Here is an 18,346-nt window from a genome sequence, read left to right as displayed (position 1 = left end):
CGCCTGTGACAACGTTGTCACAGGACTGTGACGTCGTTCACCGGAGGTTTGTCCATGCTCCGTCGGTTATTGCTGGCCAGCGCCCTGGTGGTCACCGCCACCGCCGCGCAAGCCATCCCTGCGCAGGCCGCACCCGCGGACCCGGCGCCGGTCGACTTGGTGCACCCGTTCGTCGGGTCCCAGAATTTCGGCAACACCTTCCCTGGCGCCAGCGCGCCGTTCGGCATGGTCCAGGTCAGCCCGGACACCGGTGGCCAGGGTGGCTACGACTACCAGCAGAACAGCATCTACGGCTTCAGCCAGACCCACCTGTCCGGTGTGGGCTGCGGGGTTGCCGGTGAGTTGCCGATGCTGCCCACCACGGGCGCGGTGACCACCTCGGACCCCAACGCCTACCGCTCGGGCTTCTCGCACAGCGATGAGCAGGCCTCACCGGGCTACTACCGGGTCGGGCTGTCGAAATACAACACCCAGGCCGAGCTGACCGCGACCCCGCGCACCGGCTGGCAGCGCTACACCTTCCCGGCCACCGGCGACGCGAACGTCATGTTCAACACCGGCAAGGCCAACCAGTCGGTGTTCGACTCCGAGATCCACGTGGTCGGCGACCGTACCGTCGAGGGCCGGGTGCACGCCGGCAATTTCTGCGCCGGTAAGGACGACCACACGGTCTACTTCACCGCCAGCTTCGACCGGCCGTTCAAGGCCTCCGGCACCTGGCGCGGGGCCACGCTGACCCCCGGCGGCAAGGACGCATCCGGCACCGGCTCGAACGGCGCGTGGGTCACCTTCGACGCGAACACCGACCGCGATGTCGTGGTCAAGGTGGCGCTGTCGTACACCGGTCTGGACGGCGCCCGCAAGAACCTGCAGGCCGAGACCGCCGACTCGTACGACTTCGACGCCACCCGCGCCAAGCTGCGCAGCACCTGGGTCGACGAGCTGGACCGCATCCAGATCGGCGGCGGCTCGCAGGACCGGCGCAGCGTGTTCTACACCGCGCTCTACCACTCGCTGCTGCACCCGAACCTGGCCGGCGACGTCGACGGGCAGTACGTCGGCTTCGACCGCAAGGTGCACACTGCCAGCGGCTACACGCCGTACCAGAACTTCTCGCTGTGGGACACCTACCGCCCGCAGAACCAGCTGCTCGAGATGCTTGCGCCGGACGTGGCGCGCGATGTCGCGCTGTCGGTGGTGGGCATCGGGCGTGACGGCGGATGGCTGCCCCGCTGGGCGCTGGCCAACAGCGAAACCAACATCATGACCGGTGACCCGGTCACCCCGTTCCTGGTCGAAGCCTGGTCCAAGGGCCTGCTCAAGGGTCACGAGGAAGAGGCGTACGCGCTGCTCAAGGCCAACGCCACCAGCCAGCCCCCGGCCGGCTCGCCGTATAACGGGCGCACCGGGCAGGACTACTACGCCGAGCGCGGTTACATCCCGTCGGGCCTGGAGCTCGGCAAGGACTGCGTGAACAAGGGCGGTGACAACGACTGCAACCCCCCCGCCTCGGCCACGCTGGAATACTCCGCCGCCGACGCGTCGCTCGCGCTGATGGCCGAGGGCCTGGGCAAGACCGCGGACGCCAAGCTGTTCGCCGAGCGGGGTCAGTGGTACCGCAACCTGTGGGACACCTCGATCGACGGCTTCCGCCCGCGCACGGTGGATGGCACCTGGCTCACGCCGTACGACCCGATCGCCGCTGACGAGCAGTTCCACGAGGGCGGCTCGTACCAGTACCAGTGGCTCGTACCGCAGGACCCGGCCGGTCTCGTGCAGTTGCTGGGCGGGCGCCGCAAGACCGAGCGCCGCCTGGACGACTTCTTCGCCTACGACAAGCTGCTCACCGACCCGGCCGGCACCGCGCGGACCGAGTGGATCAACAGCCCGTACGACTACTACGCGAAGAGCACGTACAACCCGAACAACGAGCCCGACCTGCTCGCGCCGTACATGTACCACTGGGCCGGCGCCCCGGCGAAGACGGCCACCGTGGTTCGCGCCGCGATGACCCTGTTCACCACCGGCCCCGACGGCATGACCGGCAACGACGACCTCGGCACGATGAGCGCCTGGTACGTCTTCTCCTCGCTGGGCCTCTACCCGACGATGAGCGGCGCGAACTTCCTGGCCGTGTCGAGCCCGCAGTTCCCGTCGGCGAAGGTCAACGTCGGCGGCAAGACGCTGACGATCAACGCCCCCGGCGCCTCGGACACCAACCGCTACATCCAGAGCGTGTCGCTCAACGGCAAGCCGGTGACCGCCAACTGGGTCAACTGGTCGCAGATCGCCTCCGGTGGCACGCTGACCCACACGCTGGGCAGCCGGCCGTCGAAGTGGGGCACGGTGGAGACCGCCGAGCCGCCGTCGGTCAACCAGGCGTCGCCGGACAACCGCACCCACATCGACGCCTCGCTGCGTCCCGCGTCCGCAGCGATTCCCGCGTCGTCCACGGAGACGGAGAAGGCGACGTTCACCGTCGACCTGCTCGGTCAGGCTCCGACAACGATCACCCCCACGGTTACCGCTACGGTGCCGGCCGGGTGGAAGGTGTCGGCCGGGCCGGCGCAGCAGACGCTGACCAGCAACCACATGCCCAAGGCGGGCAAGGCGAAGGTGGTCGTGGTGGTGCCCAAGGGCACGCCCGAGGGTTCGTACCAGGTGACGGTCAAGGTCACCGCGCCGGGCGCCAACACGGTCACCAGGACCGCTACCGTCCAGGCCGTGAAGGCGACAAGCTGCGTCGACAGCGGCAGCGCCTGCCGGGTCGATCTGAGCGGGCAACGCAACCTTGACGGTACGGCCACAGTTACCGCGACCACCGAGGGCAACTTCGACGGTGGTGGCTGGAGCTACGACGCCGACCTGCTGCCCAAAGCCGGCCCGGTGACCTGGGACGGCGTGACCTACGAGGCGCCCGACCCGACCGGCACGAAGGCCAACTTCGTGCAGGCCAAGGGACAGTCGCTGCTGGTCCCCGCGGGCGATCACAGCACCCTCAACCTGGTCGCCACCACGCACAACGGCCCGGTGACCGTGCCGCTGACCATCGGCTACGCCGACGGCTCGTCGGAAACGGCAGCGGTCACGATCGCCGACTGGTGTGGCACGGCGGCCGCCGGCACCAAGCAGGCCCTGGCCATGCCGCACCGCATCAAGGCCGGTCAGGGCGTTGACGGCCCGGCGACCAGCCTGTTCAGCGCCGCGGTCCCGCTGACCGCCGGCGCGCAGATCCGCTCGGTCACGCTGCCGAACGACGGACGGGTCAGCTTGTACGCGCTCACGATTTCCTGAGCGCCCCTCGGACACGGGTCTCACCTTCCCAGGTGAGGCCCGTGTCGCCGTTCTACCGCCGGGTCAGCGCGTTCAGGTCGCCGTACGCCACACCCTCGGCGAACGACGAGTAGGTGCCGGCGCCGAGCACCTCGCGGGCCGCGCGTTCGGCCAGCCCGTACGCCGCCTGCGCGATCGCCGTACCCACGCTGACCCGCTTGACGCCCGCAGCGGCGAACTCGGCCACGCCCGGCCCGCCCGGCCCGGCCATCGCGTTCACCGGCAGCCCCACGGCCGCAGTCAACCGCCCCAGCACCGCAACGTCAACCAGCCCCGGTACGAACAACCCGTCCGCCCCGGCCTTGGCGTACAACTCCGCGCGTGCGGTCACCTCGTGCTCGTCGCCGGCTTGGCGCAGGAACACATCGGTGCGCGCGTTGAGGAAGAACTCGGGCAAGCCGGCCGCCGCGGCAGCCTCGCGTCCCGCCCGGATCCGATCAGCCTGGTCCGTGGGGGAGAACAGCCCCTCCGCGCCGCTGTCCTCGAGGTTCATGCCGACCGCGCCCGCTTCAATCGCCGCTTGCACGGTCGCCGCAACGTCCCCGGGTGCGGGTCCGTAGCCGCCTTCCAGATCAGCGGTCACCGGCACGTCAACGGCGGCGGCGATTCGCCGTACCGCGTCAGCCATCTCTTGTCTGGTGAGCCCTTGCCCATCTGGGCGTCCCAGCGACCAGGCCACCCCGCCGCTGGTCGTCGCGATGGCCGGGGCGCCCGCCCGCACGATCACCGCGGCGCTGGCGGCATCCCAGGCGTTCGGCAGCACCAAAACCGGGCCGTTGCTGAGGTTGCGGAAGGTACGGGCCTTCATCGTCAGTTCAGTCACCGGCCCAGCCTCCCCGCTCCCGGGGCTGACGGCTGGCGGAAATCGGACCTCATCATCGGGTCCGGTCCGGCGGTTCCGGTTGGTGCCGGCCAATGGTCGCCGTCCTTGACCGCGGTGTACGGGGTGCCGACGCCCGGCAGGAAACCGATCTCGTCGCGTTTGCCGAGGTCGGCCACGCATCAAGGCGATGCGCTGGCCGAGCAGGCTCTCGGGAAGACGATGTGCCGCGAGCCGTGCAGCGACCCGGTGTTGCCCGCGGCGGCGGAGGTGGTTGCCTGCGCGGTGCCGGACGCGGTGACCAGGGTCGCGGAGGCTGCGAGGGCTACGGCGGTTGGGCGTACGACCGCCCGCCAGGTGCCGGTTCGGGGCGGAGGTCTAACCTCTGCGCATGCAGAAGCTGGCCGCCGAGACCCTCACCGCGATCGGCCGGATGACGGTGGCCGCTACCGAGCTTGAGCACTTGCTGGCCTGGATCGGAGCCGACCGGGCCGGTGGGGACGCGGCGGCGGTGTTCGCGGTGCCCGGGGAGCCGTTGCGGGCAGCGCGGGGAGCGGTGGAGTTCGCGCCGCCGGGACCTCGGGACGAGCTGAGGAACGGCATCGAGGGCGCGGCCACCCAGTTGGCGGTCAGCCAGGCAGCCTTGCGGGCCTTGTGGAAAGAGGGAGCCCGCGCCGATGCCGCTCTCTTTGACGAGGTCGCCGGGCGATTGCTGCGCTGCACCGACCAGTTGCACGAGCTGCTGAGGTCCGCACTCAACAACTGAGACGCCCCGAAATGGGCGGTGCATTTGCGGCGCTGGCATCACCCGATGCGGCTGGTGGCCGCAAGAACAGGAGCGCCTGCCGGGACGCCTGACGAAAGTCAGAAGCCAGTAGTATGTGAGGTCGAAATTAACCCGGAATGCGTCACTCCCTAGACCTTGTGCAGGGTAGGCCGGTAGACGAGTTCCTGGGTGTGACCGTCCAGGGTCCGGGTCTCGAGCAGGTCGAGGTCGAAGTCGGCGGCTCCGGCGAAAATCGGGTCGGCACCGGTCCGGCCGGTGATCACCGGGAACAGCGTCACCTGGACCCGATCGACCAGGCCGGCGGCCATCAGGGCCCGGTTCATCGACAGGCTGCCGTGCGAGCGCAGCGGCACGTCCGACTCCTCCTTGAGCCGGGCGACGACCTCGACAGCGTCGCCCTTGACCACTGTTGCGTCCGCCCAGTCGAGCGGCTCCTGCAGCGAGTTCGACACGACGATGGCGGGCAGGGCTCGCATCCGGCTCACCCAGGCGTCGCGCACGGTCTCGTCGGTGCCGGCGGCCAGCATCTGCGCGAACGCCCGGTACGTGGTGGCCCCGAAAACCATGCGCTGCGGCGTCTCGTACGCGGCCAAGCGGTGGGCGAGCAGCTCGGGGCCCTGCTTGCCCCAGTAACCACCCCAGTCGCTGCCGGAGGCCGCGCCGAAGCCGTCGAGGCTGGTGAACACGTCGAAGGTGTAGGTGGCAGTCACGGTGCTCTCCTCAGGTCCGGTTCATCGGTTTCATCCGGTCAGACTCGCGCGGGGATCCGAACTCATCGGTGACGGCCGGCGCGGTTGTCGCGGATGGCGGGCATGTTGGCTTCGGCCCAGGCTCGTACGGCGGCCAGTGGAGCGTCCAGCGACAGGCCAAGCGGCGTCAAGGCGTAGTAGGTCCGTGGTGGCGTCGCCGGTTCGACGCGGCGGGTGAGCAGCCCGTCCTGGGCCAGGTTGCGCAGGGTCTGGGACAACATCTTGTGGGAGATGCCCGGCATGGCCCGGCGCAGGACGGCAAAACCCCGTTCCTGCGGGTGCGCTTCGGCGAGCACCTTGACCAGCATGGACGTCCATTTGTCGCCGATCCGGTCGAGGAGGTCGCGGGTCGGACAGGCCGGGTTGAAGACATCCCCGGTTACCGCGTGCTCACCACGTACCGGGAAAGTGCGTTCTTGATCCACCATCTTGTGCGCTCCAGGGTTGGGAAGCATGCGGATCGAAACTAACGGGACCGGGCTTGAGGTTGCGATCAGAGGACAGGGGCGGCCGCTCGTGTTGCTGCACGGGTGGCCGCACACGCACCGGGTGTGGGAGAAGGTGAGCCTTCCCGGACGGATGGTGATCGCGCCGGATCTTCGTGGGATCGGTGCGAGCGACGCCGTGGACGACGGATTCGATGCCGGCACCGGGGCCGAGGATGTCCGGGGGCTGCTGGATGCGCTGAAGCTGCCGGCGGCTGAGATCGCCGCGATCGATGCGGCGGTGCCGGCGGCGTTCCTGATGGCCGCCCGGCATCCCGAGCGGGTGACGCGGCTGGTGCTGATGGAGGCGACGCTGCCCGGGATGGCCGGTGGCTTCGAGACGCCGCCGTGGTGGTTCGGGTTCCATGCCGTCCCGGGGCTGGCCGAGAGCGTGCTTGACGGGCGTGAACCCGAGTATCTCGGATGGTTCCTGCGAACCATTACCGACGACGACGTGCGAGCCGCGTTCGTGAGCGCCTATACCGGCCGCGATCGGCTGCGGCGCGGCTTCGGGTTCTATCGCGCAATGGCCGCGAACGCCGGACTGATCCGCGCGGCCGGCCCGCTGCGGGTGCCCACGGTGGCCATCGGCGGCGATGTGGTGGGCGAGCGGCTGCACCGGCAGTTGCAGCCGCTTGCCGATGATCTGCAGGGCGTGCTGCTGGAGCGCTGCGGGCACATCGTCCCGCTGGACCGGCCGGACGCGCTGATCGAGCTGTTCCGCTGAGCACCCCAGCCGGATGCGACCTCAGACGAGCCAGCCGTAGAGCTTCTCCACCTGCAGCCGCAGCACGAGCCGGCCATCCGCCACCATCGCGCGCCGGTAGTCGGCCCAGTTGGGGTGTTCGCGCTTGCCGATCAGCCGGTACATCTCGATCAGTTCCTCGACCGTCTCGTCGTGCTCGTCGGCGGCCGGCTTGGACATGGTCGCGCTCACCTCGGCGGTCACGTACCCACCGTTCGGGGGGCCGACCCGGATCGTCGCGCGCGGGTCGCGGCGCAGATTCGCAACCTTTGCCAGCGACGACCGGGTCGATACACGCAGCATGCGCGGTGCAGCAGCGGCCGTGTAGTTCACGTCGGAGAGCTGGGGCCGGCCATCCTTCTTGATCGTCGCCAGCGTGCACAGGTCGGCGGCCTCGATCGCGTTCCACAGATCGTCGTCAGACATGGAGGAAACAGTAGGCCGCGGCCCCCGTTGCCAGGAACCGCGGCCTACTGCCTTACAACGTTGTTACAGCTCGGCGCACTGGCCGAGGCGAGGGCTGCTCGTCTCGTTCGCCAAGCCGTTGTTCACCGGCGCCGGCTCGTTGCCGGTGCAGGTCAGCGACGCGCCGAGGGTGTCGTCCGCGACGATCGTCGCGGTCGTGTTGCCGGTCAGGGTCACGTCGCCCAGCAGGAGCGAGTGCTCCAGCTGTACGGGACCAGATCCCGTCACCGACAGCGCCCCCTTCACCGTGGCACCCAGCAGGGCCACCGTGCCCGCCTCCCGGGCGGTCACCGACTTCTGCAGGGTCGAGCCGGAGACATACAGCGAGGCGCCCTTGCGCACGGTCACCTTGCCGGTCACCGTTGCGCCCGAGGTGATGCAGGTGACGCCCGAGGTGGCCGTGACCTCCCCGACGGTCTTGCCGGCGATCGTAGTGGTGCAGGCCGGGGCCGGCTTGCCGAGCAGTTCGACCTCGGCCAGCGTGGTGGTCGCCTCGCCGGTGTTCGCCGTGACGTCGAGCTTGTACTGCGCGTACCGGCCCGGCTTGGCGATCTTGAACGGCTTGGTCTGCAGCCGCCAGTCGAAACTCTGGTTGCTGCGCTCGTCGATGGTGGTCCAGGTGCTGCCGTCGTACGAGCCGGACAGCTTCCACGACTTCGGGTCACCGGCCACCGCACCCGAGGTGAGGGTGTAGTAGTCGGCCTGCTCCCCGCCGCTGGCGAACTGGTAGGTCCAGCTCGGGGTGGCGCTGTTGAACACCGTGCGGGTGTTCGAGGTGTCGTCGACCAGCGCCGGGTCCGAAGCCGTGCCCTTGCCCGGTGCCGCGAGGTCACGCAGCGGGTTCGGGATCTCGGTGCCGGTGGTGATCGACGGCGGGGCGGCGTCCTTGTTGGTGCCCCACGTGGAGGGCTTCGGGCCCATCACGAAGTCGAGCGTGGCGCCGTCGGCCAGCAGGTCGTGCGGCAGCGACGTCGACTTGTAGGACTCGCCGTTGACCCGCAACGACTGCACGTACACGTTCTTGGCGCTGTTCTTCGGCGCGTTGACCACGATCTTCTTGCCGCCGCCGAGGTTGACGGTGGCCTTCTTGAACAGCGGCGACCCGATCGCGTACTGCGGGCTGCCCATCTGCAGGGGGTAGAAGCCCAGCGCGCTGAACACGTACCAGGCGCTGGTTTCGCCGTTGTCCTCATCGCCCGGGTAGCCCTGGCCGATGTCGCTGCCCAGGTAGAGCCGGGACAGCGCCTCGCGGACGGTGGACTGCGCCTTGGCCGGCTGACCGGCGTAGTCATACATGTACGGGATGTGGTGCGAGGGCTGGTTGCTGAAGCCCCACTGACCCATCCGTACGTCGCGCGCCTCGATCATCTCGTGGATCGTGCCGCCGTACGAGCCCGGGAAACCGGCCGTCTCCGGGGTGGCGAAGAAGTCGTCAAGCTTCTTGGCCAGCTCGTCCTTGCCGCCGTACAGGTTGGCCAGGCCCTGACCGTCCTGCGGCACGTGGAACGCCATGTTCCAGCCGTTGGTCTCGGTGTAGTCGTAGCCCCAGACCCGCGGGTCGTACGACGACGGCGAGTTGCGCCAGTTGCCCGCCCGGTCCTTGCCCTGGAAGAAGTCCACCGAGGGGTCGAACATGTTGACGTAGTTCAGCGCGCGGTTGCGGAAGTACTCCGACTGTTCTTTGTACTCCGCCGCCTTCGGGCCGCCCTTCTTGGCCAGCTCCGCTGCCATGTTGGCGATGCCGAAGTCGTTGATGTAGCCGTCCATCGCCCACGACATGGCCTCACCGGTCGCGTCGCTGGGCGTGTAGCCCTTGAAGATGGACGTGTCGAGGGCCTTGCGGCCGACGTTCTGGTTCGGCGGGGTCACCGTCGCGTTCTTGATGGCCGCCTGGTACATGGCTTCAAGATCGATATCCGGTACGCCCTTGAGGTACGCGTCCGCGAAGGCGACATCCGAGCTGGTGCCGACCATCAGGTTCGCGTAGCCGGGGGAGGACCAGCGCGACACCCAGCCGCCGTCCTTGTACTGCTGCAGGAAGCCGTTGACCATCTCGCCGGCGTCCTTCGGGGTGAGCAGCGAGTACGCCGGCCACGTGGTGCGGTACGTGTCCCAGAAGCCGTTGTTGACGTACACCTTGCCGTCCTTGACCTGCGCGCCCGTCTGCGTGGGCGTGCTGGCCGGGGCGGTCACCGAGGACTGCACGGCGTGCTTGTACACCGGGGCCGCGGCGGTGCCGGTGTTCTCGAACGCCGAGTTCGGGTAGAGGAACAGCCGGTACAGGTTCGAGTACAGCGTGGTGAGCTGGTCCTCGGAGGCGCCCTCGACCTCGACGGTGTGCATCTTGGCGTCCCAGGCCTGCTGCGCCTGGTCGCGCACCGAGGCCAGCGTGCTGCCGGCGCCGAGTTCGAGTTCGAGGTTGCGCTTGGCCTGCTCGACGCTGAGCAGCGAGGTGGCGATGCGCATGCTGACGTTCTTGGCGCCGACCTTGACGTAGCCGGTGGACGGACGGTTGCCGGTGGCCAGCATGCCGCTCGCGGTGACCGGGGTGTCCAGGGTGGCGTACATGAACATGCGGGTGGCGCCGTTGGACAGGCCACTGGCGACATCGGACCAGCCGCTGACCGCGTTGTTCGCGGCGTCGATGGTCAGGCCCGCGTTGTTGTTCACGTTGTCGAAGATCAGGTTGCCGCCGTTGCCGGTGAAGGTGAACTGGAACAGCGCACCGTGATCGGTCGGCGCGAACTCGGTCTTGAGTCCGCTGTCGAAGGTCACCCCGTAGTAGTACGGCTTGGCGACCTCGTTCTCGTGGCCGTACGCGAGCTGGCGGTTGGCCCGGTTCGCATCCGGCGTGCCGGCCGCGTCCGAGGGCATGATCTGGAACGTCTGCCGGTCACCCATCCACGGGCTGGGCTCGTGGCTGGCGGCGAAGGCCTGCAGAGTCGGGCGGTTCGCGGCGTTGTTCTGGCGGTGGTACTCGTACAGCCAGGAGGTGGATCCGGCGTTGGTCACCGGGGTCCAGAAGTTGAAGCCGTGCGGCACCGCGGTGGCCGGGAAGTTGTTGCCCCGCGAGAAGTCGCCCGACGACTGGGTGCCGCGGCGCGTCTCGGCGTACTCCGAGAGGTGGCTCTTGGGCTTGGCCGGCGCGACCTGCTTGAGCGCGATGTCGTCGTACCAGATCTTGAAGTCGGTCGGACCGCTGGGCTTGTCGTAGCCGACCAGGATGCGGTCGATGGTCTTGCCCGCGGCCACCGAGCCGATGCGGCTGGTCCGCTTGTTCCACTGCTGGGTGTACAGCGTCTTGGAGGCACCCTGAGCGGTCGGGCTGACCTCGATGCCGTTCTGGTCCAGCGCGCCCAGCTGCGAGAGGTAGGTGCCGTCGGTGAAGGCGAGATCCACCGAGGTGTACGTCGCCGGGTTGCTCAGGTCCTTGCGGTTGAACTCGGGCAGCACCAGGTACGACAGCTCGGTGTCGTTGGTGACCGCAACCTCAACGTCGAAGACCTTGTTGTAGGAGTACCCGCGCCCCTCCGCCGTCTGGTGCCCGGCTAGCTGCAGCGCCTTGAGCCCGGTGTACCCGACGTTCGCCTTGGCGGTCGGGGAGCTGGCCGGGCCGTTGCCGATCCGGCTCTGCATCGGCCCGGTGGTCGGCGTGCTGGTGCTGGCGTCGGCCAGTTCCAGGTCGGCCAGCTGGGTCAGGTTGCCCGACGGGTGCCCGGTGATGCTCAGCCGGTAGTACGTGTAGTCACCCGGGTTGGCGACCGTGTAGGTCTTGGTCTGGAACCGCTCGGTGAAGCTCTGCCCGGTCTGGGTGTCGACAGTGGTCCACGTCGTACCGTCGGTCGAGCCTTCCAGCGTCCAGTCCCGCGGGTCCCGTTCGGGGGCGTCGTTGGCAGAGGTCAGCGCGTACTTGACCGCCTTGGCCGGGGCGTCCAGCGTGTACTGCGCCCAGCTGGCCGGGGTGTCCACGAGCCACTTGGTCTCGGGGTTGCCATCGTTGAGGTTGGTGACGCCCTCGTTGCTGTTGGGCTGGGCGTTTGCCGCGATGGCGGTGACGTGAGCGCGCAGGCTGCCCGGCATGCCGGCGTTGACGGTGCCGTCAACCCCGCTGCTGCGCTCGCCGTCGACGGTATCGGTCCAGGTCGGCTGGGGATCACCGGCCTCGAAGGAGGACGAGAACGAGGTGGCGGCGGCGGCCTGGGCCGCACCGCCGGGGGTGGCAGCCGCAGCGGCGGCCACCATACTTACGGATACAACAGCGACACTCCATCGAGGTCGATGCATGCCGTCTCCTTGTCGCGGGATGGGCGGGCCGGACGCCTCCGCTCACGCGGTAGCGAAGCGGAAACATCCGCGACACATCGTTATCTCTAGGTGCATCGATAAGCAAGACCTCTCTGACATCGATGTCAATTCGACCGGGTCAGCCGAGCCCGGCGGCCAGCGCGTCGATGAGCGGGCGCAGGCCGAGCTCCTCCGGTACGTGCGCGGGGTTGACCTCGGTGACGCTCAGCCCGGCGAACTGCGGGCTGGCCGTGAGCACCGCGAGCGTCCCGGTCACCTCGGCGAGGCTGAGCCCCTGCGGCTCGGGCACGTCGGCGAACGGTGCCTCGATGAAGCGCAGCACGTCCACGTCGAAGTGGACGACGAACTGCTCGGCGGCGTCCTCCGCGGCGAAGCGGGCACGGGCGGCGGCCTTCGCCGGTCCGGTGCTGATCTCCTCGGCCTGGATGTGGGTGAGACGCAGCCGGGTGGCGAGCCTGTGTTCGTGGTCCTCCGGCGGCAGGTCGTCGCCGTAGAGCACCACCTGCCGCGGGCTGAGCGAGGCGATGGAGGCGACCAGCGGATCGCAGCCCGGCAGCCCGAGCAGGTGGGACAGCCCCATGGCGTCGAGGTTGCCGTGCGGGCGGGTCTCCGGGGTGTACAGGTCGGGGCCGCCGTCGATGTAGACCAGAGCGGGCCGGCGCCCGGAACCGGCAACCAGGCCCAGCGTCACCGTGCAGTCGCCGCCCAGCACCAGCGGCGTGCCGGGTGCCGTGGCCACCGCCTTGGCGACTTCGAGGGCCACCCGGGCCACCGCGCCGGCGTTCTGGGCGGTCGGGCGGTGCGGGTCGGGCCGCCAGCGGAACCCGGAGACGTCACCGAGGTCCTGGGCCGAGATCCCGCGATCCTCGAACGCGGCGAACAGGCCCGCCGCCCGCAGGGCAGCCGGCGCCTGCTCCACGCCCGGCGTGTGAGCCCCCGCGCTGCTCGGTGCGCCGATCACACTCCATCGCAGAACCATGCCCCCACTCTGCCGGTTCAGGAGAACGACTTCCACCCGCCCGCTGGCTTCTGACCGACCGGCAGGGCGTGCAGCTTTCCGAGCACCTTGGGGTCCTGGGCTTCCAGCCAGGCGACCAACTGCTTGAAGGACACCAGCCGTACGTCGGAGTGCTGCGCCATCTCGCGGGCGGCCTCCTCGACGGCGTCCATGTAGATGCCGCGGTTCCAGTTCTCGAAGTGGTTGCCGATGATCAGGGGAGCGCGGTTGCCCTCGTACGCCCGGCGGAACCCGGCCAGGTAGGCCTCGCGGGCCTGGCGCTTCCAGGTCGGGTGCATCGACGGGTCGCCGCTGGGGGTGCCGGACTGGTTGAACATCATGTTGTAGTCCATCGAGATGACCTCGAAGCTGTGGCCGGGGAACGGGATGCCCTGCATCGGCAGGTTCCACAGCCCGCCCTTGGTCCGCGTGGGCCACACCTGGGTGCCGGTGCCCGAGCTGTCGTACTTCCACGTCTTCAGGTGCTCGGACTTGAGCAGGTTCTTGCGCCCCTGCAGGCATGGCGTGCGCCCGCCCACCAGCTCGCGCTTGTAGTCGAACGGCAACGTCGGCAGATCGTCGAACCCGGTGTTGGTACGCCACTTCGCCACGAACCCGAGGGCCTGGTCGATCTCGCTGTCCCAGTCTGCCGGGGACCAGTCCTGCACCCCGCCGGCGCCGCAGAAGTGGCCGTTGAAGTGCGTGCCGATCTCGTGGCCTTCGAGCCAGGCCGGCCCGAGCTGACCGATGCACCCGTGCACGGCCTTGTCCGACAGGTAACCGATCGCCGACGCGCCGACCGGGTGGCGCGGCGGGTGATAGAGCTTTCTTTTCGAGCGCGGCAGCGTGTAGATGCCGGTAAGGAAGAAAGTCATCGAACCATGCAGTTCCCCTGACAGTTTGCGGAACCGCTCGAACAATTTTGCGGTGCCCGCGCCGTCCCAGGAGAAAACCACGAATTGCGGCGGGGTTTCGCCCGGCTTGAGCCGCTCGGTGACAGGCTGATGCGGCTGCGGTCCGGTGTAGCTGGTGCTGCCGTTGCCGATCACTGTGGGTGAGCTGCTGCTCGCAGGCTTGACTGTCTTCGACGTAGCCGGTGGTGCCGACGGCGTGACAAAGGCCGGCTTGACTTCGGGATCGGACGAGCACCCGGCCAAGGTGCCGGCAACGGCGCTTGCTGCGGCCGTCAAAGCTGTTCTTCTGGTGACCATGTCGCAATTACCCGCATTTTCCGCTGTTCGGGGAACGGCCTACCGGCACGCAATAGCGCCGTCGATGCTAAGCAGGCCCGCGCCACCCTTTACTCCCCAATCCGTGCCACCTCGCAATGCGCTTTTGGTAAGGCCGCCGGACCGCAAGCAGCGCGGCTGGGCCGTGCGGCACCCGCAGCGGCGGTGGCCCGTGGCGGAAGATGCTGAATACGCCGATTGGAGGGATTCGGGCGCCGGTGGGTGAACGGTCGCAGACATCGATGTCATACTGCTGTACCGCATCGCCGCAGAATCCGGAGAAGCATGTCCGCATCCCGGCCCATGGAACGGCCCGCCGAGATCTTCGAGAGTGTCCTGGACACCTTCCACGACGACGCGGCCGGGCGCCGGCCCACCCTCACCCAGGTTGCCGCGCTCGCCGGGGTCAGCCTCAAAACCGCCTCCCGGGCGCTCAACGACGAGCCGAACGTCGCCGAGGCCACCGGCCGGCGGGTGCGCGAGGCCGCCGACAAGCTGGGCTACCGGATCAACGGCATCGCCCGGGAGCTGCGCCGCGGTGCCACCTCCGCGCTGGTCGGGTTGATCAGCGGGGACCTGACGAACCCGTTCTACTCTGCGGTGGCCAGCGGCATCGAGCGGGAGCTGCGCCAGCACGGCCTGCAACTCGTCACGGCCAACAACGACGAGGACGCCGAGCAGGAGCAGGCGCTGGTGGACGCGTTCCTGCAGCGGCGGGTACGCGCCCTGCTCATCGTGCCCAGCGGCGAGCACCACGACTACCTGGCGATCGAGGGCAACCGCGGGGTGCCGTTCGTGTTCCTGGACCGGCCGCCGGACGGGCTGGCCGCGGACGCGGTGCTGATAGACAACGCCGGGGGCGCCCGGGCGGCCGGCGAGCATCTGCTGTCCAAGGGCCACCGGCGCATCGCGTTGGTAGCCGACCTGGCCACCAAGGTTCCCCAGCGCGGACGCATCGAAGGGTTCGTGCACGCGATGGAGGCAGCCGGCAACGCGCAGTGGAAGCCTTACCTGCGCACCGATGTGCACGACGTGCACCGGGCCGAGGAGACCGTCCGCGAGCTGATGGCGCTGGAGCCGCGTCCGACGGCATTGTTCACCACCAACAACCGGCTCACCACGGGGGCACTGCGGGTGCTGCACGGTCAGCAGAACCCGCCCGCGCTCATCGGTTTCGACGACTTCGACCTGGCCGATGTCATCGGGACAACGGTGGTGGCGCATGACCCGGTGGCCATGGGCCGGGAGGCTGCGCGGCTGGCCCACGAGCGGATCAGCGGGTTCCGGGGCCCGGCTCGTACCGTAACGATTTCCACCACATTGATTGCCCGCGGCAGCGGAGAGCGCGCACCTGGGTAAGGATTCAGTCGTGACGCTGGAGATTGAGCAGCCGGTCCCGGCCGTGGTGCACCGCACGGCCGCCGAGGTCCGCGCCGACCGGATCGCCGCCGAGCGCCGGACCCAGGCCGCCCTGCACGTCGCGGTCGTCACCCTGGCCTGGCTGGTGTCGGTGCCGTTCCTGCTCGGCTGGGGCGTGCTCGGCGCCCAGCGCGAGGATGGCGTGATCATGCTGGCCGCGCTGCTCGCGGTCGTGCTGCCGTTCACCGCCGCGACCCTGGCCACCCGCAGCGGCCTCTACTTCACCGGCGGGTGTTACGTCGTGCTCACCCTGGCCATGCTGGTCGCCTCGGTGAGCGTGGTGCGCTCGTGAGCGAAGAACGCGACGGAGTGCCGCTCACCAACCTCGACCAGGAGCTGTTCCCGGACGCCGGGGTCACCAAGCGCGAGCTCATCGACTACCTCGACGCCGTACGCGATCGCATCATTCCGGTGTTGCGGGACCGGCCGCTTTCCGTGGTGCGGGTGCTGCGCGGCCAGGACCAATTCATGCAGAAAAACCTGCCGAAGTACACCCCGGAGTGGGTGCCGCGCACGAAGGTCTGGGCCGAGGCGTCGCACCGCGAAGTCCGCTACGCGCTGTGCAACGACCGGAAAACGTTGCTGTGGTTCGGTAACCAGCGCGCCATCGAATACCACCCGACGCTGATGACGGTTGCCGGCCGGGAACGCCCGACCCACCTGATCATGGACCTGGACCCGCCCGAGGGAGGCGACTTCACCCTGGTGGTCGCCGCGGCCAAGCTTGTCCGGCGGGCGCTGGCCGACGCGGGCCTGGCCGGTGCGGTGAAGACCAGTGGTTCCAAGGGCGTGCACATTTTCGTACCGCTGGACGGCACCGCCGAGACCGGGGATGTGGCAGCGGCGACGCGGGCGGTGGCGGCCCGGGCAGAGCAACTGGACCCGCAGCTCGCCACCACCGCGTTCATCCGCGAGGACCGGCACGGCAAGGTGTTCCTGGACGCCACCCGCTCCGGTGGCGCGAGCGTGGTGGCGGCCTACAGCCCGCGGGTGCGGCCGGGTCTGCCGGTGTCCTTCCCGGTGGGCTGGGACCGGCTGGACGACGTGGTTCCGGCCGATTTCACGGTACGTTCAGCGCTCGGCCTGCTCGGCGACGGTGACCCGTGGGCCGCGGCCATGCCGGCTCCTCAGCCGCTCGATGCCGGCCTGGTCGAGCAGGGCCACACCATCCCGGTGGCCCGGGTCGCGGCTATGCACGAGGGCAAACGGCGAGCTCGCGCGCGACGGGCGGCTGACTGAGCGGCGCCTCGGGGAGGTCACGCCGTCCCCGCAGCGGTCCGAGCAGCATGATCAGGCCGCTGAGGGCGTACCCGAGGGTCATGATGGTTGTTGCCGTTCTGACCCCGAACGCCGTCGCCGCCGCCCCGCCCAGCACCGCCCCCACCGGGATCGCGCCCAGGTTGACGAACTGCATGCCCGTCACGACCCGGCCCAGTAGCGCGGACGGGCAGTACGCCTGACGGAAGCTGCCCGCGAGCACGTTGCCCGCGACCACGCCGAACCCGACGCCGCCCAGCCCCAGCACGAACACGACCAGCCCGAACCCCGGCACGGTCAGCGGCACGAGCACCGACGCAACCCCGGCGAACACCTTGCACCCCACGATCGTGCGAGCTGCGCCGAACCGCCGGGCCAGCACCGGAGCGGCCGCCGCAGCCCCCACGCCACCAACCGCCGCGACAGCCAGTAGCACGCCCACAGCCGTGGTGCCGAGCTTGACCTCGCGCACCAAGAAGACCACGAGCAGCGCGTTCATACCGGTCAGCATCAAGTTGGCGGCGGCGCCATGGATGGTGAGGTTGCGCAGATAGCGGTCGCGCACCAGCCAGTGGATCCCAGTCGTGATGTCGCTGCGGATGCTCGGGCCGCGCACCACCTCGGGGCGGCGTTCGGGCCGGCGGATGCGCGACAGGAAAAACGCCGACACCAGGAAGCTGAACGCGTCCACCGCCAGCCCAGCCACCGCGCTGACCGCCGCGACCAGCACCCCGCCGAGCGCCGGCCCGGCCACCTGTGATGCCGACTCGGTGCCCTGCAACAGTGCATTCGCCGTGACCAGCCGATCCTTGTCGAACATGGCTGGCAGGTAGGCCGTCCACGCCACAGTGAAGAACACCGACGCCGCGCCGAGCAGCATCGCAACCACCAGCAGCTGACCGATGGTGAGCAGGCCCAGCCACGCCGCCACCGGCACGCTGATCACCACCGCGGCCGAGGCCAGGTCACTGATCAGCATCACCGGCTTGCGGGCAACCCGGTCGACCCAGGCCCCGGCAGGCAGCCCCACGATCAGCCACGGCAGCCACGCCGCAGCGGTGAGCAGGCTGACCATGAACGCGCTGGCGTCCAGGACCTGCACGGCGATCAGCGGGGTGGCAATGCCGGCCACGGAACTGCCGAGCTTGCTGACCGTCATCCCCGCCCAGAGCTGGCGCAGCGCACCGTCTCTCAGGGGCGAGCCGGGAAGCCGCGGCCGAGCACGAACACCGGCTCGCGGTCCTCGCTGTCCGGGCGGTTGGCGAAGCGGTCGATCACCTGCTGGATCTGATCGCCCAGCTCGGCCAGTTCGCCCGGGCTCAGGCGCAGGAAGCCATCGGTTGAGAATGCTGCGGATGCCCACGGTTCCTCCCTCGAGGCCGGGCTCCCGAGCCACGTCGAGGTCAGCTCGACCTGGCGTTGCAGGCCCAGCGACTCGGCGGCATCGGTCACGTCCGGGGTGAAGTCGGTCGAGCTCCAGCGGATCGCGCGGTCCGGCATCCGCCACCAGTGCTCCTTGCGGTTGCGGGCCAGCTCGGGGGCTTCCTCGATGAGGCCGGCCTCGGCGAGCACCCGCAGGTGGTGGCTGATGTTGGCGACGGCTTGCCCGGTGGTGCGGGCCAGCACGCTGGGCATGGACGGCCCGTCAACGCGCAACACGTCCAGCAACCGGCGCCGCAGGGGATGGGCCACGGCTTTGAGGACGGCGGCGTCTTTGATCTGAGCCATGCCCCCACCCTGCCATGGTTAGGAGAT

16 protein-coding genes are annotated in these 18,346 nt (G+C 69.3%); 6 read left to right on the top strand and 10 right to left on the bottom strand.

Annotation, left to right across the window (positions count from 1 at the left end):
• Positions 1-54 precede the first annotated feature (54 nt).
• Complete coding sequence (locus tag TFC3_RS23780) at positions 55-3,294, top strand: GH92 family glycosyl hydrolase (protein WP_067507388.1); 3,240 nt, start codon at positions 55-57, stop codon at positions 3,292-3,294.
• A gap of 52 nt (positions 3,295-3,346) precedes the next feature.
• On the opposite strand, the gene TFC3_RS23775 is transcribed toward TFC3_RS23780, so the two are convergent.
• On the bottom strand, positions 3,347-4,156 hold the full coding sequence (locus TFC3_RS23775) for an isocitrate lyase/phosphoenolpyruvate mutase family protein (RefSeq protein ID WP_236718277.1): 810 nt from the start codon (positions 4,154-4,156) through the stop codon (positions 3,347-3,349).
• Positions 4,153-4,332 carry a hypothetical protein gene (locus tag TFC3_RS23770; RefSeq protein ID WP_067503963.1) on the bottom strand — a complete coding sequence of 60 codons (180 nt, stop codon included), beginning with the start codon at positions 4,330-4,332 and terminating at the stop codon, positions 4,153-4,155. The genes TFC3_RS23775 and TFC3_RS23770 overlap by 4 nt, the downstream gene beginning before the upstream one ends.
• 212 nt (positions 4,333-4,544) lie before the next feature.
• On the opposite strand from TFC3_RS23770, the gene TFC3_RS23765 reads away from it, so the two are divergent.
• Positions 4,545-4,919, top strand: coding sequence for a hypothetical protein (locus TFC3_RS23765; protein ID WP_067503961.1), 375 nt, complete (start codon positions 4,545-4,547; stop codon positions 4,917-4,919).
• A gap of 149 nt (positions 4,920-5,068) precedes the next feature.
• Here the strand turns inward: TFC3_RS23765 and TFC3_RS23760 are convergent, their stop codons facing one another.
• Both TFC3_RS23760 and TFC3_RS23755 read right to left on the bottom strand, forming a co-directional pair.
• Positions 5,069-5,650: a dihydrofolate reductase family protein gene (locus TFC3_RS23760; protein WP_067503958.1), complete on the bottom strand. Its 582-nt coding sequence runs from the start codon at positions 5,648-5,650 to the stop codon at positions 5,069-5,071.
• 62 nt (positions 5,651-5,712) lie between these two features.
• Positions 5,713-6,117, bottom strand: coding sequence for a helix-turn-helix domain-containing protein (locus TFC3_RS23755; protein WP_067503955.1), 405 nt, complete (start codon positions 6,115-6,117; stop codon positions 5,713-5,715).
• Positions 6,118-6,142: 25 nt separating this feature from the next.
• Between TFC3_RS23755 and TFC3_RS23750 the strand changes: the two genes are divergently transcribed.
• The gene (locus tag TFC3_RS23750; protein ID WP_067503952.1) at positions 6,143-6,901 is read left to right on the top strand and encodes an alpha/beta fold hydrolase; all 759 of its coding nucleotides are present in this window, start codon (positions 6,143-6,145) and stop codon (positions 6,899-6,901) included.
• Between the two features lie 21 nt (positions 6,902-6,922).
• Here the strand turns inward: TFC3_RS23750 and TFC3_RS23745 are convergent, their stop codons facing one another.
• The 4 genes from TFC3_RS23745 to TFC3_RS23730 all read right to left on the bottom strand — a co-directional run bounded on the left by TFC3_RS23745 (position 6,923) and on the right by TFC3_RS23730 (position 13,876).
• The gene (locus TFC3_RS23745; protein WP_067503949.1) at positions 6,923-7,345 is read right to left on the bottom strand and encodes a PPOX class F420-dependent oxidoreductase; all 423 of its coding nucleotides are present in this window, start codon (positions 7,343-7,345) and stop codon (positions 6,923-6,925) included.
• Between the two features lie 63 nt (positions 7,346-7,408).
• Complete coding sequence (locus TFC3_RS23740; RefSeq protein ID WP_067503947.1) at positions 7,409-11,668, bottom strand: GH92 family glycosyl hydrolase; 4,260 nt, start codon at positions 11,666-11,668, stop codon at positions 7,409-7,411.
• A 139-nt stretch (positions 11,669-11,807) separates the two neighbouring features.
• Positions 11,808-12,668: an arginase family protein gene (locus TFC3_RS23735; RefSeq protein ID WP_067503944.1), complete on the bottom strand. Its 861-nt coding sequence runs from the start codon at positions 12,666-12,668 to the stop codon at positions 11,808-11,810.
• Positions 12,669-12,685: 17 nt separating this feature from the next.
• A complete protein-coding gene (locus TFC3_RS23730) occupies positions 12,686-13,876 on the bottom strand; it encodes a hypothetical protein (protein ID WP_201787206.1) in 1,191 nt (396 codons plus the stop codon).
• 324 nt (positions 13,877-14,200) lie between these two features.
• Between TFC3_RS23730 and TFC3_RS23725 the strand changes: the two genes are divergently transcribed.
• From TFC3_RS23725 to ligD, 3 genes are read left to right on the top strand one after another with little or no spacing between them, the layout of a single operon-like run.
• Entirely contained in the window at positions 14,201-15,274 is a 1,074-nt protein-coding gene (locus TFC3_RS23725; protein WP_082772256.1) for a LacI family DNA-binding transcriptional regulator, read from the top strand.
• 10 nt (positions 15,275-15,284) lie between these two features.
• Positions 15,285-15,626: a hypothetical protein gene (locus TFC3_RS23720; RefSeq protein ID WP_067503936.1), complete on the top strand. Its 342-nt coding sequence runs from the start codon at positions 15,285-15,287 to the stop codon at positions 15,624-15,626.
• Entirely contained in the window at positions 15,623-16,573 is a 951-nt protein-coding gene (gene ligD / locus TFC3_RS23715; RefSeq protein ID WP_173745344.1) for a non-homologous end-joining DNA ligase, read from the top strand. The genes TFC3_RS23720 and ligD overlap by 4 nt, the downstream gene beginning before the upstream one ends.
• Here ligD and TFC3_RS23710 read toward each other — a convergent pair.
• Positions 16,524-17,750, bottom strand: a complete 1,227-nt coding sequence (locus tag TFC3_RS23710; RefSeq protein WP_082772255.1) for an MFS transporter — start codon at positions 17,748-17,750, stop codon at positions 16,524-16,526. The two genes, ligD and TFC3_RS23710, sit on opposite strands and share 50 nt — an antisense overlap.
• 32 nt (positions 17,751-17,782) lie before the next feature.
• Positions 17,783-18,319, bottom strand: coding sequence for a helix-turn-helix domain-containing protein (locus tag TFC3_RS23705; protein WP_067503929.1), 537 nt, complete (start codon positions 18,317-18,319; stop codon positions 17,783-17,785).
• Between the last annotated feature and the right edge of the window lie 27 nt (positions 18,320-18,346).

The organism is Actinoplanes sp. TFC3 (genome assembly GCF_001553785.1).
In the GTDB taxonomy this organism is placed as follows: domain Bacteria; phylum Actinomycetota; class Actinomycetes; order Mycobacteriales; family Micromonosporaceae; genus Actinoplanes.
The sequence above is the reverse complement of the archived record's forward strand: the minus strand, read 5'-3'. Positions and strand labels throughout refer to the sequence as shown.